Source organism: Bacillus sp. 220_BSPC, assembly GCF_001054655.1.
GTDB classification, from domain to species: Bacteria; Bacillota; Bacilli; order Bacillales; family DSM-1321; genus Peribacillus; species Peribacillus frigoritolerans.
Window position 1 is genome coordinate 46,006 of sequence record NZ_JVPL01000109.1, and the last position, 15,516, is coordinate 61,521.

Sequence of the window (15,516 nt, forward strand, 5' to 3'; positions counted from 1 at the left end):
GATGTATTCTATTCATAATACGACCCAGTGTAATTATAAAAACTCAGAAAAGAGTATATCTGGTAACCTATTACATTCACATGCTTGATTCCATCTGGTTATTTAGCAGTTTCCTAAACATTCCCTTTTTTTCTACTGCCAACTGATTGAAACCACCTAACTGAATGATTTTCCCTTGATCCATTACGACCACTTGGTCCGCATTACGGATGGTAGATAATCGATGGGCTATGATGATGATTGTCATAGTTCCCTTTAATGTTTCGATTGCAGATTGTATTTTTGCTTCATTTTCGGTATCCAACGCACTTGTCGCTTCATCTAAAACCAGTATGGATGGTTTTCTCAAAATAGCACGGGCTAATACGAGCCTTTGGCGCTCTCCTCCTGAAAGCTTTATCCCCCTATCTCCTATTAGGGTATCTAAACCTAGAGGAAGTTTCCTTACAAAGTCAGCTGCAACTGAGAACTCGAGCGCTTCCCAGATTTCCTCTTCAGTTGCACTTCGTTCAATGATTAATAGATTTTCCCTAATGGTTGCATTAAACAAAAACGGATCTTGTGGTACATAACTTACGGAACGTCTCAGCGATAATAAATTTTCACTCCCCAATTGGTTTCCATCAATCAAGACGGCTCCTTTTTCAGGCTGATTCAGACCCATCAATAAATCAATCAACGTACTTTTACCCGCTCCAGACCGTCCCACAATAGCCGTCATTTGATTGACTGGAATCTGAATGTTAATATTTTGCAGTGCAAAATCAGGTTGCTCAGGGTTATAACGGAAAAAGACTCCTTGGCAGTCTATCCCTTTTTTTATGACCATAGGCTTTATTTCTTCTACTTCTCTATCATGGATTTCCTTAGCCGCCAAACATTCATCCTGTAAATCCATGAGTGCCTTAAAACTTGGGACAGTGGCTCCCAGTTGTTCAAGATTCGACTGAATCCCCGAAAACTTTGGCCACAGCCTTGAGAAAATGACGATAATGAGGATCAATTGGGTTGGCTGGGCTTGAAACATTTTCACCGAAAAGAATACTAACACCGCAATCAATGAAGCAGAAGACACTTTATAAATGGCCTGTGAGGTGGTTTTGAGTTTTACGAATTTCATGATATTCCCTTCAATTTTTTCGTTTAACATTTGAAACCAGTCCAAATGCGGTTCTTCAAGAGAATTGCTTTTTATGTCTTTTATTCCATTAAAATGGTCCGTTATAACAGCTAAATAGGATTTTGATAGAAGAACGGTCTCTTTTCCGAATGAGTTTGATTTATGAACGAAGGTCCGCGAACAAACCATAAGGGCCACACCAAAAAACAACACAATAAGGGTCATTTCTGCAGATAACCAAAATGCTATTCCTACCTGAATCAACGTGAAAACAAGAGATGCCAAGAACTGTAAAAAAAGTTGTATGCCTCCACCTACACGGGTAATTTCCGTCGTCATGAGGTTGATAATATCCGATTTTCGTTTATTTAAGAAAAAACTCCAATTCGCTTGTAGAAGGGATTTATATGTTTGTTCCCTTAAATGTCGGACAAAGCTCTGTTGAAGTTTCGCATTTAATAGAAGTTGACTTCGTTGAAACAAGCTTTGTCCGATCACCAATATTACATAAATGCCTAAAATGAGTGATAGGCTCAGTGTTTCAGGGATGCTAAGAAAAAAAGAGGAAATCCATGAGATGGTTGGGGTATTTGTTGAATCAAACACCATGATTCCGGAAAGGCTGATTAATGGAATCAATAAAAATATCCCAATCCCTTCGAGTAAACTGGTTAAAATCATGCCTAAAAGATTGATATAAAGCGTTTTACCTGAAAAGGAATGAATTTTGTTTGTGAAAAATAACACATGTTTCATTTATATATATCCTCCTATGGCATGAAAAGGTTCCAATTTTTTTCTCAAGAATTTAGGGATGCAGAACTACATTGCAGAAATGAAGTTTTTTAATAGGAGATAGTTTTCAAAGTTAGGATCAAAAGATTCAAAAACTAATCGTGATTAAAGAATTTTGAAATAAAGACATTTTCGCCAATAAATAACGTTGGATGCCTTTCAATTACTCTAGATAGATTCAGTATGTAATTAACAAAAAAGGTGCTTAATGATTTTCCCATAGTCAATGGACTAGTCTATAAGGACCCCTTTTAAAATGAACTTCTAGTTTGTCACTGTCCTTTCAAAATGGAAAAGGTCATTAACGTCAGTTTATTCTTTTATCAAGTAGCCTTAGTGTTTTCATTTTTTCCATCAGATGAATTTTTTCCGAAGATCCCTACAACAATGAATCTTTCCATAACATCAGCTCCTGTTATGTAGTAGGGGCCACTGCGTAGCCAAGCATGGGCAGCAAACTTCCCGTCGTCATCCTTACCCGTTCCTAAATAAAGGGTACTTTCAATATTTCGCCTTTCCAACATTTTCATGGCAGCAATTGCCTTAACTAGACACTGGCTTTCCCATAGTGTATTACGGCTCATAATATTGATGGACTTTGATACACTCTTTAGAATGGCGACATTTCCATTCACGCTGGAAAAGGAAGTCTCACTCAGATGCTCTCCAAGGGATGGAGCAACCTTGTTAAATGGTACGCTCTTTAGGATACGAGCCCAACCTAAAAAAAAGAGTGCCTCAATGAATAACCTTTTAGTTTCCCAATTCAATAAAAGAAATGCCTTTATTTTTTTCATAATTATATTAGCCCCTCCATGATCAATCTTTGTAAAATACGTCGTTGGTTTATTTTTCCTCCCCGATTTGGATTAAACCTTCCTTATGTAAAAGTTCAAGAAAAGAATATACATGTTCCTCACATTTCCTTTGCTCAACTGCATATTGGGACATCAGAGTTTTAATCAGCTTACTAGTAGAGATTGGCTTATCAATTAAGTCCCATATTACGCCGCCAATTCGACCCAAATTATAATATTTGCTGTTCTTTATACTCATTAAAACTTTTTCTCCGTCCATATCGCTCGCAACGTTTCCTTTACTTTGTTCAATGGTTGCATGTAATGAAATCTTTTGAATATCTAGCATGTTATCTTCTCCTTTTGTATAGTTTGTAAAACGGTTGATGCTAAACTATTTGCTGTGAATTCTGAAACAGGGCGACTTAGTTGGAAGATATCTAGATGTTCGACAAGCCTAGTTGAACAAATAAAGTGCCACTCCATTTCATCTAATAACTCAATTAAAAAATTCCGGTAAGTATGGGTAAATAGTGTGCGAAATCGTTCAATCCCTTCAATCTTTTGAAGTTTAATATATTCGCTCTCTGTTTTTACTAATTCAAAAATACCAGCCAATGGTAGTGCTTCCTTAGAAAATTCGGAGTGGACCGGGATTGCAAACTTTGACTCTCTTTCAATGATAGGCCGGAATTTGTTGCTATTTATTCCAAACTCTTTTAAACTTGTATCCCATAATTTCTGTTGTGGATAAGCAGGAGTTACATAAGGAATGTTATTTTCAGAAAAAGATACAGCGATGACATCATCACTTAATAGCTTGTATCGCATGTTTATGAAAGCTGAGGCAAGCGTAGATTTTCCAGCTCCTGATTCCCCGATAATGGCATAGGCATTACCATCAACTTCTATAGCACTTCCATGTAAAGGAATCACCTTTCTTTGAATCAAGAGCGCCCCCATACAAGTTCCAAGGATAAAAAGCCGAATTTTATCTTCATCTGCCCCCTTCATTGGGGAAACAGTAATTTTCTTTCCGTCTTGTATACAAAAAGTGGCGGTATTTATGATCCTAAACAAGACCATATTGTCTTTCACAAGATATTTATCCGACTTAGGTACGAGTTCTTTCCATACCGTTGATAAATCTTTCACTTCTATCTCAACATCCACCCGGTCATTGAAATTATTGATGATTGGTAATTCCGGAAGAATGATGGAACTATCTACATTTAACCCAAAAGCTTTGTATAGGACTTTTTTGTGAACTCCAACCATTACCTCACACCCTAACTCTAAAAATAAATTTAACAAAGCCCTTATACTAATTTGAGTCCGTACAAGGGCATGGAAGTAATATCTCTAAACAATTAACTATGCAATACTGCTTCTTCGCCATCAAACGGATCTTTAACATAAAAATCAACGCCTCCGTTTTTGGAACCTAACATTGTCATATTAATATCTAGTACTTCTAATACTGGCTTTTCCCATTCCTTTTTCATATTCTCACCTCCTTTCAGGTCAAGTTTTTAATGAACCGATAGACGATTAAGCTACGCATCAACACCCTGAATTCTGGATTAAATGCATATTCGCTTCTAGGTTCTGCCTTAAATTTTGAAATCAATGTATTCAATAATCCGATGTTTAGAAACTCAGCAACTACAGAACCCTTTGTCAACTGTTGAAGCTCATCCATTAAAGGTTTCCAAGAAGGGGTGATGCGGTGAACCCAATCAGCTGCTTGTATACCCCGGACACGTTGGTTCAAACGTACGTTATCGGGCAAATAATCCTTTGTTGATCTGCGAATAAGAGATCGATTATACCCTTGTTGGACGAACTGTTCTTCTGGTACGGATAAGCAATATCTAATCACTCGTAAATCATTGGTAGGATCACGATTCCATAATGCATACCGCAACGATAATTTGGCGGAAGCTGTCCCAGAAGCATTCCAAAAATGCTCTTTTTCAAACCAATCTTTCCTAGCTTCATAAGCGTTTGTTAAAGATGAACCTACATGATCAATACCATTCTCGTTTAATTTAGCGAAAACCTTGGTCCTGTCTGCGAAATCTTGATTAATCAATATAGGGAAACTAAATGGATCTTCAAGTGGGAATTTTCGTGTTAAATTTGGAAATGCAGTTTTTCTAATTGCAGAAAAAACTTTAGATTTTTTTATTTCTGTATTTTTAGAGTAAAGGTTCATTTCTTTATAAAGACGCATCCACTTTATTTTTTTTAGTAACACTGCATAATGTTCCATTGCCGGTCCCCAGGATATGGTGAAATTTCCTCCTGCCCCGTTTAAAAGCACGCCTACTCCTTGCTCGTGAGCCTTTTCGTAAGTACCCTTTAACCAAAAGGAGTTTTCAAAAAATTTATAAGGCATTTCCATAATTTCAAGCATTTCATCCATTTCTGAAAGAGAGCTTTTCCCTTTAAAATCTAAATAGTCATCGTTAATATTACCTACATGCTGCACAATGGATTGGATAAACGGCCTTTCGTCTGCCACTCGATGTTTGGGTGTAAAATCAACAAAATCATCGGTTGGAATATAACTGAATGTATGTACTCGTTTCCTTTCTTTACGAAGTGTATTCGCAGCAAAACTGACGACAGATCCGGAATCCAACCCGCCACTAAGTTGAGCACCAACGTTTTTATGTGTACGTATTTTAGCATTAACCGCTTTCTGAAAAACTTCACGGAATGCTTCTTCATATTCCCCATTAGACTTTAGTCTTAACTGTTTTCCCATCGTTATAGCAGAGAATCTGGATAGTGACACTCTTTTATCCACTATTGAAATCGTATGAGAAGGTGGTATTTGTTCTATGTATCGATAGACTGTTGATGAGGGATTCGCAGCATCGACCATATCAGGTATAGCTAAATGTTCTGCAAGCCAATCGTCATTCAATGTCTTTTGGACATACGGTAAAGAAAATAAAGGGTCTATTGTCGTAGAGAAAACAAATCTATGTTGATCCCTATAATAATAAAGCGTTCGGCTTCCTCCATAATCTCTTGCGCCAAACATTTTCTGTCTTTTTTCGTCCCAGATCACAAAAGCAAAATCTCCTACTAAGAACTTAGGGGCATCTTCCTCCCACTTATAGTAAGAAAGTAGTATCAGTTCACTATCAGTCATGCCTTTTTGATGTATTGGTTTTACTTGCAACATCTGATATAACTCTTCACGATTATCAATAATAGCATCAGCAGTGATTGTACATCGCCTTTCAAAATCGTAAAACGGGAGCTGTTCACCTACAGATTCGGGAGTAATCCATTGAGCGTGACAACCGAGAAAAACCTTTTCTGAATACCATATTTGGATAGAGTCAGCAGGGTATTTCTGTAAAGCCGTCATTAAACCATAGGCATGCTGGAGATTTACTGATTCTTTATTTATCTCATAAATTCCGGTGATAGCGCTCATGACTTCCCCCTGCTAATCTCTCTCTACCAAAGTTTCTTGGAGTTTTGATATAATAATAATAATAAAAAATTTATAAATATTTTATTATTCCTTTATTCACATATTCTAGTTTTTTGTAGTTATGCTTTTAAATAGTTTGAATAAAAATAAATAGTATTGTTTTATTAACACATGTCTATTATGTAAATAGATAGATGTTGAATTAACTTGTTTTTAACGAACATTTTGTTCTTTATAACGAATTATATAAGCTAAAATTACCATTTATTTATGCCTATGTCAATAACTTTTATAGTAGGGCGCTGCAGGTTAAAAAAACACTTTCCAACAACCCTAAAGAAATTACACTTCAGTTGGAGAAGTTCTTTCTTGTTTGGTCTTTAGCTGACTGAATCTCGGCCACTGGCATATCTCTTTAATAACAGTAATGGATCTAATCAAACATATCCTAGATGAATGGATTCTAGAGGTTTTTAAACAAAAAAGGAAGTTTCGTAGAACGGCCAGATAAAGTGGGAACAATCAAAAAAAGAGTTGATTTCAAAGGTTCTGATCGTACGGTCCGGAACTATATATCAACCCGAAAGAAAGAACTAATAAATGAAGGCTAATCAGGCAGTTTAACCACTTGGGTCAGTGGCTTGTTCACTGCAAGTGGACTTTGGGGCATAATGCCAGATGTTTTTGATAACATATGTTATAAATCGCTCACAATCACTTTTTCCGCTTCTGCCTGCTGAAGCTTGCCTTTCGATTCTTTTCCTGGCATGACTTCATTGAATGAAGTTTTCTGTGATTTTATCAGTGCAGTCCTATACGAAGAAACAAATCCTTGTTCTCATAATGCGACCAATACGGCGTCTGAGCACAGTGATCCTCAAGTAGTGCAGCTCGACTTTAATCTTACGGGTTCCCTAGGCATTCGGTCAAAAAGATGATAAGAATAACAGAGGCACTAACCATCGCTTCCGATCATGATCACCCTTCGGCTAAGTTGATTAAACAGTTATTCTACCAGCTCATTAACGATGGAGGAATTTGCTCAGTACCCAAGATGCCATTTACCAACTATGCCGAAGGCTGAAGGAGGTCTCCAGCAATATGATCAGGTTCTGAAAGGAGCTGACTTGGATTGAATGGGTAGATTCAGGAATTGCCAAGCTGCTTAAGTTAGATAAGAGAACATTTTCAGGAAGTCGAAGCAACAGTTGATTACTTACTAAAATCTTTAACCAAGAGATTTAGTACGCGAAGAAAGGAAAAACCTTCTGCTCCAAGTAACATCTCCCAAAATAAAGGGGAAACCCGTTTGATTAGAAAGAAATCATGCTCACTCAAGGAGTTAGCAATCGATTAAAGATTTATAGATTCATACAATTCTATTGAAGCATCTATAAAAACAAGTGGGAAATTTTTAAGACAATAAACTTTTCAACCATTAAATATTAGGAAGCTTTCCTTGTTTTTCTCCAAATCCATAAAAAAGGACGCAAAGGAAAATGTAAAAATTTTAAAAATTTAGGCAATATAAGTGTTTCTGCATCTATATAATTAGGATAAAATAAATTCATAATAAAAAGAATTTTTTGATTATTAGACTTCAATGAAAACATATAACCTTTTGGATAATTAAATTCATTGATATCCTTTATAAAGTATATAGCTTTTTGAGCTAATTTTCTTGATTCACCTCCATTTAACAAAAATTGTTTATCTTTGTTAAATGGGGTATTCAAGAGCTGAGATGCTAAAATAAACGCTTGACCCCCTATATGATTGTAGTGGAAATTTTTCATTAACAAGGTAGTTTTCCGTAAATCTATACCATCCCTAATCATTTTATCGATATCTATTAACCAGCGAAGGCGAGACCAACCATGTCGGGCACCATGAGTAATAAGAAATAAAAATAAATCCTCTTTCCCCAATAGATAGATAGGATGTGTTGTTAAATTACTAATTCTTTTTCGCTCCCATAAATCCTGAAAACTTGGTTCTATTGTGGGACGAGGATGTAATCTCCAATGAATTTCTATCTGAATTTGCTTCTGAGGATGGGAATATAATATATGGTAGTGCTTCCAATTCCAATTATTTAATGAATAAGAATCGATTCTTTCATATCCAGAACTAAGAAGAACCTTTTCTGCTTTTTCTAAATCATTTATAGGAATTAGTATATCTAAATCTCTAGAAGTTCGTAGTGAAATATCACCGAACAAATCATCAGCAATTACCGGTCCTTTCAAAAATAGAAGACGTATCTTATTTTCAGCGAATAATTTACTTATATAATCCATTTCCCCGCATAATTGCAGCATTTTATATGTGTTTTTTTTATATTTCTGGGATAAAATATTAATTACGTGATGAGGAATCCATGTTTTATCTAATTCTTTTAAATTTGAATAAACTAATGGATAAATACGATGATGCATTGCTAATTGGAGAAAATATTCCCAATCAATGTCATTTAACGATTGGTTTAACCAAATAACATCATCGTCAGTTTCTTTCTTCAGAATTTCAAGCAACAATTTTAATTCATTAGGTATTGGCGCCAAATCGAGACTCATTTTGTCTTCCATTATCTTCTCCTTAAAGTTTTTCTTAATGTCATGAGTATATAACTTGTTCGTTTCGTCACTTACATTATACAAGAATTTGGGGAGGTACTCCTTTTTTCATGTCTGAAACGCCTGGGAGACAAAGGATTGGAATGATGAAATTCATTCACTTATGTAAATATTTATATTATTTTCTACTCATTATTTTTATACCAAGTTATTCTAACAATAACAAAATATAACCATTTTAAATATTACTTGCACCAATATACATCATCTCATCGGCTAATTTTACTAAACCTTTCACTTTGTGAAAGGTTTACCTAAAAAACCGCTATAAGGTATTAATGAAGAATTAAGTATCTTGGACTTGCAGTAATTTCAAGCGTGGTACTATTGTCCAAAATAAAATTGCCTAGGTTATCCCCATACATAGAAATTATTTGCCTTTTTCCTTGTCCGGAAAATTTTATTTGATGATCTATGTCAGTTGTCCAAAATACTGTAACATTCTCACCTTTGAGATTTGAAAATTCAAGTACGAAGTCGTTTGGGTTCCCAACATCAATTCGATTAGAAAATACATAACCAGACAATATATTAGTCATAGTGCTTAAAGCAATAAAAGCTTCTTTCGATTTTGAAACATCATTCTGTCGAATTCCAAAATTATGTTCTCCTTCATTTGAATCAGTGCCATCATTTTTCCAATCATACCAAATACTAATTGGTATTTCTTGGTATTCGTTAATCAGGAACATCCTAACAAGATACTGAGCTTGTTGCTTTTCAGTTAATTTTAAATTATACCATTCTTTACCTGTTGAATATCCCCATTCACCAGATATTATAGGAAAATCCTTTTTATATTTTTTCAGCAAATCCCTTAATGTTTTGTAATCTTGAATCACTGTTTCAGGTGAAGTGGTGCGATAAGGATGAACCGATATCGCATCTATATTATCCAATACTTTTTTCTTTAATATTTCATCTAGCCACATTAATGCTTCATCATTTAATCCTGCTAAAGCAGGAGCCACAATAATTCCACTAGGATCATTTTTCCGAATGACTTTTGATACCTTTATAACTAATGTAGAGTAATCTTCATAGTTAGGTCGAGTGTCCCAATATTTAAGAAGATTAGGTTCATTCCAAATCTCCCACACTATGCCGTGCCCCTTATACCTTTTTGTAACATCATCAACATAATTTACAAATGCCTCTTGTCCTTCTTTTGTTACAATGGAAAAATTCTTTTCATAGAGTTGATTACTGTAATTGAGAATATAATAAGGCTTGATTCCAGATTTAATTAAACCGTCAGTTAACTCGTCATATTCTGTATAATCATATTTCCCTTGCACTTTTTCTATTTTTGACCAAAATAAATCTGTTCTTGCTACATTTATTCCTGCAGTTTTCATCATCATGATATCTGGAGGGTTTCCGGTAAAATGAAACGCAACTCCAATACCATAAGGCATAGGAGTTTGATCACTTAAATTGTTATTTGTTTTAAATGTATTGACTTCAGTTAATGTATCATTATTACCTAATTTCATATATACAGATATAACGCCTATTAATAAAACAATCAAAAAGATTCCTAGCCACTTTTTATACTTAATATGGTGCACAAAAATGCCTCCTCACTATTTAGATTCATTAAAAGTTCCACACATTTATTTTTAACGATATTTTTCTCAAAAGAATCTAGTAAGGCGATCAGTATTCCCCTTATAAAAAGTGAAAGAATATAGCTTTGTCATAACTTTTCGTAAATGATATTTACCCAAATTCACTTAAATTCACAAACTAAAGTTAACAGAGTATGGAATAACGCCATAATGACCTAACAAGATTTTACCTACTATATATACAACGAAAATTAAAACAGTAATTATATCAATAATGCGTCTATCTTTATAATTAAATAATAAAGCAATTGATGGTAATATCAATATGAGAGAGATTTCAAAATAACTAGAAATCCTATAAAATAGTAGGAATTTAGTAGATATTATTAAACATAAATAAAAAATAAAATATAGATTAATAAATAATTTATTATTTTCATTTAACTTTATAAATTTCTTATACCCCAATATTACTATTATCAGAATAAATGTAGGTAATATTAAATTAAAAAACTTTACTCCATTATCATTTAATATTCCATCCATATACATTGAATATTTTATTGGTAAATAATTAAATGACCATAAAATTAGTTCATCAATAATAGGACTGTTTAATACAACAAATAATGACGTAATTAAATATATAAATATAATTGGATTAATAATAACTCGACTGAGTAATATTATAATTAATGCTACAAAAACACTTCTATGTATAAAAAATGATAAAAATACTAATGAAGTGAATTTAATATACTTCTTTTCTATAACAAGTTTTAAAGAACAAAAAATTATAGAAATTGCTATTGCTTGTCTTAATGTATTAAATGTAGAAAAATAAATGCCAGTAGTAACATAAAAGAAAAGCGATGCAAACGGATCAAGTTTAAGTTTGATAAACCCTTTAATAAAATTAAAATTTATAAAAAGTGCAGTAACCAACAAAAATACTTGAAAACTAAGACCCATCATTACAAAAAATTTATTTAAATAAAGATACCCAATTTCTACAAAGGCACTTGAATATTCTGTATTTAACGAATTATTATAAATTGCCTCATACATTGGGGTATCCGTACCAACTTTATATCTGAAACCTTCAATAGCAGATATCACTAAGAATAAGATAAACAAAATTCCATTTTGAAATTTTAGAGGAATTGATCTCCTAATTAAATAAAATATAGAGGTTAGAGAAAATAAAAAAATATATACTCCCAAAGATTTCACCTGTCTCTTAAATATTTATCATCAAAGTATAATTTAACACTTATTAAAAAATAAGACGATTTTTTAATTTTATTGAGCATTTTAAAAAAATGATTACAAAACAAATGTACATTAAATGCCATACTACAATTTTTTATTAACTTAAAAGCAATCTTTAACAAATTTTTTTAATACCTATAACTTATGTTAAATCTCGCTAAAAAACCACTCATATAAACTAAAGATTTACTGATTACATGAGTAAAAATGTACATGTTTCGTTTTGTACTATTGTAGTAAAAACTCCTTATTATAGTATGAAAGGTATTAAAGAAATTAAACCTTCTATCTTGAGCTATTTCATTTCCTTTTTCAACAAATTTGGTATTAAAATATAGTAATGCCTGGAATCACAACTACTAAACTGCTTGAAATAAAAAGGCTGAATAGATTCTCAGCCTTTTTTGTGATGGTTTCAGGAGTTCTTTTACTTAATTAAAGTAATTTCCAAACAACTTTATAGTGTAGATCTTAGGAAAAAAGAAGTTTTTTAAGAGGTGTAGATTGTCTTAATAAAATAATTTAATCACGAATCTCACTGCTTACAATAATAAAATCAGTTAAAATTAAAGTGTTCTTAATCCAAAATCCAATTTAGATTGTTTCATTTTTCATTTAATGATAAAAATTTATTTTTATACAATGTGCTTCAAATCTATTTAGATTGTATTTTTCTTTTGGATAAAAACCCCATAATCTTTATTATTATATCTTTCATTTCATTTTGATTTATCAAAATTATAATAATAAATATAATTATCTGAAATAAACATTCAAATGCTAAATTCATATACAATAATCCAATTTGAACAATTAAAGCAATTAGTGTAAAAACCATTTTTTTTATATTTATCTCTACCTTTACAAATTCCCTGGTATCTTTAATTCTCAATAGCCATATTACAGCAAAACTAAGCATAGTTCCTATAGAAGCACCATTAATTCCTATTATTGGAATTAATATTACATTCGCAACAATATTTATAATAGCTCCTATCACGGATGTTTTAAAAACACCGGATGTTTTTTTGGCTGCAATATAATTAGTACCTAAAAATCCAGAAAAACTTGAGAATACGACTCCCAACAATAAAAAAGGTACATATTGCCAAGCATCAAAATAATTATCTGCTACAAAAAACTTCATTATAATTTTTAATAGTATTAGTAATAGAGAAGTCGATACTAACATAGCAATAGAAAAAACATTAAAAACATTTGAAAAGAATTTGGATTTATCTTTTGAATCAACTTCCTCAATAGCAGACATCTGCCAAGCTTGAAAAAATATAGAATTAATTATATTTAAAATACTCGGTATCTTGTTTGCTACAGCATAAAGCCCATTAGCGCTCAACCCTAAAAAATATGTAATTATAAATCTATCTGATAATCCCATAATCCACCACATCAATGCATTAGGAATTAAAGGAATGCTGTATAGTAGCATCTCTTTTGTTAATTTAATGTTTATTTTCTTTACGTTGAAATCATTTTGAACTTTCCCGCCAATAATAACAAATAAACTACTAAAAATATTAGCTATGACAAGAGAGAATAGATAACCAACAATACCCATAGGAAATAACATAAGGAGGAATATATTACAAACTAATAGGATAAATGCATTAATAAGTCCACTACAAGCAAATAATTTAACCATTCCAATTGCTCTTACATACTGTGTCAATATAGTATTAATCGATTGAACAAATAATAGTAAGTAAAAATAAAGGATAAAATCATCGAATGGTAATATATATATTAATATAGGATAAATTAAGAATGACAAAACAAAGCCAATAAATGTAACAACTAGTGAATTAGCTAATACTGCTTGTTTATCATAATTATTATCCATTGCAAACCTTAATACTGAATCAAAGATACACAACGAGAAGATTGGCATCAAAAAACTCAAGGTACTTGTTAACAAATCTACCATACCAAATTCAGTTTTTGTTAAGTAATATGTATAAAGAGGAACAAGAAAAAAAACAATCAATTTAGTTCCTAAGTTCCCTACAGCAAAAATAAGTGAATTATTAACCAATTTTTTATAATTATTCATTTATATCTATCAACCTTACTAGTCATTAAATTACCTTCGGTCTATAAGTTTTTTATAAAAACATTCTCAATGGTTTTAGGTGTATACTCCTTGCTCAACTTTGCTTTGTTAACGCTTTTTATACTAATTGCAGGCTATCAAATTGAGTGATAGGCCAAATAGGATCCGTATTTTTCATTACCATTCTCTTAATAAAACACAGTGCATCTTTTTTCGATGTTTTTTATTAAACTTAGGTACAATATGAATACGACTTTCCTAAAATTTATACCTTCCCAATAAGAAAGTAAGGGTATTTATTCAAAAGATTCTATTGTTAGTTAGGTTATAAGCGGTAAAAAACATAAATAGGGGGAGCCTTAAAATTTCAGAAAAAAATACTTAATTGAGCAAATAGAACTATACATTATTTTATCATATAAATTTCTTTAAAACCATTTTTTGAGCAGTATCAACCCACCATAGAAAGGAATATATAATGAAGTTGTATACATAAACAGTAAATCCCTCCTCTAAACTTTTACAACTAAATAAAGAAGTCTTATATTGTTAAAAACGATTTAAAGGAGAAATTCATACTGCGTTTCTTCAAAAAAAAATTATATATTAGTTATTAATTAAGTCTATTAGCGAAGAAAATTCTTCAAATTTGATTTCATTTTTCAAACTATTATTTAGATTAATTCTCTTTAAATCTTCGATATGGTTAATTATATTTTCAACATCAAATTTATCAACAAATTTAATATAATCTAAATTACTTAGCCAATTTTTGTAACTATATTCTATTTTATGATTGAAGTTATTTACGACAATACATGGTGTTCTAGTAATAGCGCAAAATATCATCCCATGTAACCGGTCCGTTAATACAACCTCTGCATTTCTAAAAGTATTCCAAATTTTCCGCAACTCTTCGTCTCTATTACTAATAGGTATATTATGATTTACAACTGTATCAGTTATTATCAAATTATGATACTTTTCTTTAATCACATTTAAAAGAATCTCTTTAACGTTATTATCTATAATTCGTTCTATATCATTTCTAAAACAAGTAACAATCCCTTTTCTATTATTTTCACCTATTTCGCTTAAAGAAAGTACAATATCTGGTGTTAAGATTACTTTCTCTTTTCCAAATTCTTTTTTCATTATTTCATATGACTTTGTTTCTCTAGCAACAATAAAAAAGTTTTCATTACTTTTATAGACCTTTTTCGTACCCCTTAACCCAAAATCACCAAATAATGTATTGCTAAAACTTATAGTTTGTGGGAACGATATAATTTTTACGTTTTTAAAGTAATTAACAATAAATCTTCTAGTTAATTCTTCATATAAATACATGTCACCCATATTTCCCCCACCATGAATAACAATTAAGTCACTGGGGTTTATGATTTTTCTTATATTTTTGGCTTTTAAAAAGACTTCTTCGAAAGGCACTTCTACATATTCATAGTCTTTAAAATTATTTGTAAAAAATTGCTTTTGTGCATATGCAATAGCTTGATCCCCTAAATTCCCATGAGTCGGCGTTTGCATTACAAAAACTTTTTTCTTATCTTTAAAATGTTCCAATTCATTATACTGGCTTTTATTATTACTAAAGTATAATTTAATTTTTTTTAAGAATCCATATTTTATATATTGTTTAACTTGTCTTCTTTGAGAAATATTCATAATAAAAAACCTTTTCCTTTTTAATTTTGTAAAATACAATTACAATTATTATTCCATGTCATTATTTTTATCTCTAAATCATCTATTTCTACTTAAACAAAAAAACACAAT

General features: G+C 31.7%; 11 protein-coding genes. All 11 read right to left on the reverse strand.

The genetic code is table 11. From position 1 onward, the window contains the following. Positions 1 to 76 precede the first annotated feature (76 nt). The 11 genes from ADA55_RS07380 to ADA55_RS07425 all read right to left on the reverse strand — a co-directional run bounded on the left by ADA55_RS07380 (position 77) and on the right by ADA55_RS07425 (position 15,405). Complete coding sequence (locus ADA55_RS07380; RefSeq protein WP_048681356.1) at positions 77 to 1,876, reverse strand: ABC transporter ATP-binding protein; 1,800 nt, start codon at positions 1,874 to 1,876, stop codon at positions 77 to 79. Positions 1,877 to 2,238: 362 nt separating this feature from the next. Further along, positions 2,239 to 2,712 carry a lasso peptide biosynthesis B2 protein gene (locus ADA55_RS07385; RefSeq protein WP_048681359.1) on the reverse strand — a complete coding sequence of 158 codons (474 nt, stop codon included), beginning with the start codon at positions 2,710 to 2,712 and terminating at the stop codon, positions 2,239 to 2,241. Between the two features lie 49 nt (positions 2,713 to 2,761). Next, the gene (locus tag ADA55_RS07390) at positions 2,762 to 3,061 is read right to left on the reverse strand and encodes a lasso peptide biosynthesis PqqD family chaperone (RefSeq protein ID WP_048681361.1); all 300 of its coding nucleotides are present in this window, start codon (positions 3,059 to 3,061) and stop codon (positions 2,762 to 2,764) included. Beyond that, on the reverse strand, positions 3,055 to 3,990 hold the full coding sequence (locus ADA55_RS07395; protein WP_048681364.1) for an aldolase: 936 nt from the start codon (positions 3,988 to 3,990) through the stop codon (positions 3,055 to 3,057). The genes ADA55_RS07390 and ADA55_RS07395 overlap by 7 nt, the downstream gene beginning before the upstream one ends. 92 nt (positions 3,991 to 4,082) lie before the next feature. Next, a complete protein-coding gene (locus tag ADA55_RS29225) occupies positions 4,083 to 4,217 on the reverse strand; it encodes a paeninodin family lasso peptide (RefSeq protein ID WP_105718777.1) in 135 nt (44 codons plus the stop codon). Between the two features lie 14 nt (positions 4,218 to 4,231). Further along, positions 4,232 to 6,169, reverse strand: coding sequence for a lasso peptide isopeptide bond-forming cyclase (locus tag ADA55_RS07400; protein WP_048681367.1), 1,938 nt, complete (start codon positions 6,167 to 6,169; stop codon positions 4,232 to 4,234). A 1,445-nt stretch (positions 6,170 to 7,614) separates the two neighbouring features. Continuing rightward, on the reverse strand, positions 7,615 to 8,757 hold the full coding sequence (locus ADA55_RS07405; RefSeq protein WP_048681437.1) for a nucleotidyltransferase domain-containing protein: 1,143 nt from the start codon (positions 8,755 to 8,757) through the stop codon (positions 7,615 to 7,617). 323 nt (positions 8,758 to 9,080) lie between these two features. Continuing rightward, a complete protein-coding gene (locus ADA55_RS07410; protein WP_105718778.1) occupies positions 9,081 to 10,376 on the reverse strand; it encodes a beta-galactosidase in 1,296 nt (431 codons plus the stop codon). 171 nt (positions 10,377 to 10,547) lie between these two features. After that, on the reverse strand, positions 10,548 to 11,600 hold the full coding sequence (locus ADA55_RS07415) for an EpsG family protein (RefSeq protein ID WP_048681371.1): 1,053 nt from the start codon (positions 11,598 to 11,600) through the stop codon (positions 10,548 to 10,550). Between the two features lie 703 nt (positions 11,601 to 12,303). After that, complete coding sequence (locus ADA55_RS07420) at positions 12,304 to 13,719, reverse strand: oligosaccharide flippase family protein (protein WP_048681375.1); 1,416 nt, start codon at positions 13,717 to 13,719, stop codon at positions 12,304 to 12,306. 606 nt (positions 13,720 to 14,325) lie between these two features. Then, positions 14,326 to 15,405, reverse strand: coding sequence for a polysaccharide pyruvyl transferase family protein (locus tag ADA55_RS07425; RefSeq protein ID WP_048681380.1), 1,080 nt, complete (start codon positions 15,403 to 15,405; stop codon positions 14,326 to 14,328). Positions 15,406 to 15,516: the final 111 nt, after the last annotated feature.

What these genes read in the sequence shown, in the direction of transcription:
- ADA55_RS07380 (WP_048681356.1), bottom strand. Translation starts at nt 1,876, where the DNA reads ATGAAACATGTGTTATTTTTCACAAACAAAATTCATTCCTTTTCAGGT.
- ADA55_RS07385 (WP_048681359.1), bottom strand. Translation starts at nt 2,712, where the DNA reads ATGAAAAAAATAAAGGCATTTCTTTTATTGAATTGGGAAACTAAAAGG.
- ADA55_RS07390 (WP_048681361.1), bottom strand. Translation starts at nt 3,061, where the DNA reads ATGCTAGATATTCAAAAGATTTCATTACATGCAACCATTGAACAAAGT.
- ADA55_RS07395 (WP_048681364.1), bottom strand. Translation starts at nt 3,990, where the DNA reads ATGGTTGGAGTTCACAAAAAAGTCCTATACAAAGCTTTTGGGTTAAAT.
- ADA55_RS29225 (WP_105718777.1), bottom strand. Translation starts at nt 4,217, where the DNA reads ATGAAAAAGGAATGGGAAAAGCCAGTATTAGAAGTACTAGATATTAAT.
- ADA55_RS07400 (WP_048681367.1), bottom strand. Translation starts at nt 6,169, where the DNA reads ATGAGCGCTATCACCGGAATTTATGAGATAAATAAAGAATCAGTAAAT.
- ADA55_RS07405 (WP_048681437.1), bottom strand. Translation starts at nt 8,757, where the DNA reads ATGGAAGACAAAATGAGTCTCGATTTGGCGCCAATACCTAATGAATTA.
- ADA55_RS07420 (WP_048681375.1), bottom strand. Translation starts at nt 13,719, where the DNA reads ATGAATAATTATAAAAAATTGGTTAATAATTCACTTATTTTTGCTGTA.
- ADA55_RS07425 (WP_048681380.1), bottom strand. Translation starts at nt 15,405, where the DNA reads ATGAATATTTCTCAAAGAAGACAAGTTAAACAATATATAAAATATGGA.